This is a genomic window from Noviherbaspirillum soli, assembly GCF_015352955.1.
GTDB classification, from domain to species: domain Bacteria; phylum Pseudomonadota; class Gammaproteobacteria; order Burkholderiales; family Burkholderiaceae_D; genus Noviherbaspirillum_A; species Noviherbaspirillum_A soli.
In genome coordinates, this window is the sequence record NZ_JACYOX010000099.1 from 1 (window position 1) to 1,175 (window position 1,175).

Here is a 1,175-nt window from a genome sequence, read left to right on the forward strand (position 1 = left end):
ACACGCTGTCGACCACCATGCCCACCACCCGGCCGGCGATGGACAGGATGATCACCACGGTGAACTGGTCATAGCGCGGCTCGCCGAGGTTGAACTTGATGCGCATGTCCACGATCGGCACGATGATCCCGCGCAGGTTGATCACGCCCTTGATGAACTCCGGCGCATTGGCGATGCGCGTGACGCTCTCGTAGCCGCGGATTTCCTGCACCTTCAGGATATCGATGCCGTACTCTTCCTGGCCCAGCTTGAAAGCCAGGTATTCATTGCCGGCGGACGCGTCGGCGCGGTGGCCTGAAGGGAGGGCGGATATCTGGGCGGTTGCTTGCATGGGGAATCCTTATTTATCAATGTTGCCGCGGACGGTGCGGCCGATAGTGGTTTATCGGCGCTGAGTGGCGGGACTTTAGGGTCGAGGTGGATTCGTTGGAATGGTGGTGGCCGTTGCGGTGGCCTTACGCGCAGCGACAGTTGCGGTTGCTTTTGACGTACGCGCAGCGACAGTTGCGGTTGCTTTTGACGTACGCGCAGCGACAGTTGCCGTTGCTTTTGAAGTGGCCGTTGCAGTTGCCGTTGCAGTTGCAGTGAAATCCCGTTGAGCGCGCCGTGTCAGCGGTGCCCGGAGCGGGAAAAGGTGCGGCGTCTGTCTGAGTGTAGCGAAGCGGAGCGAGTTTAGCCGCGCCCCGCTCCGGGTACCGCTGACACGGGAACCCCGCGCAGCGGGGCGCGATCACCGGGTCGCCTTTTTTTGGTTACTTTTTTTGGCGAAGCAAAAAAAGTGACCCGGCCGCCGGGACGGATTCCCGGCTTGTCTCTACGACAGTGCAACCGCCTTGCGTCACCCGGCAAGGCACGGGCAGCACTGTCGTAGTTGTTGTTGACGTTCGTATTGAAACTTCAAACTTCAAAAGCAACTGCTGCTTCGCAGTGACGCCTTTACGACTGGTGAAACAACCCGACAGCACTGTCGTCATGACCAGGCCGGGTGTTCGCCCCGGCGGGCGACCTACTTTTTTTGCTTCGCCAAAAAAAGTAGGCAAAAAAAGGCGACCCGGTGATCGCGCCCTCGCTACGCGAGGGTTCCCGTGCCGTCGACGCCTGAAGCGGGGCGCGGCTAAACTCGCTACGCTGCGCTGCGCTCAAACAGACGCCGCACCTTTTCCGCTTCAGGCGTC

The 1,175-nt window shown here is 60.4% G+C and carries 1 protein-coding gene; it reads right to left on the reverse strand.

The window, feature by feature from the left end; all coding sequences use genetic code 11:
* Positions 1–331 (reverse strand): chemotaxis protein CheW (locus tag IGW04_RS25500; protein WP_194715895.1); only part of this gene is annotated, 331 nt, incomplete at its 3' end.
* Positions 332–1,175: the final 844 nt, after the last annotated feature.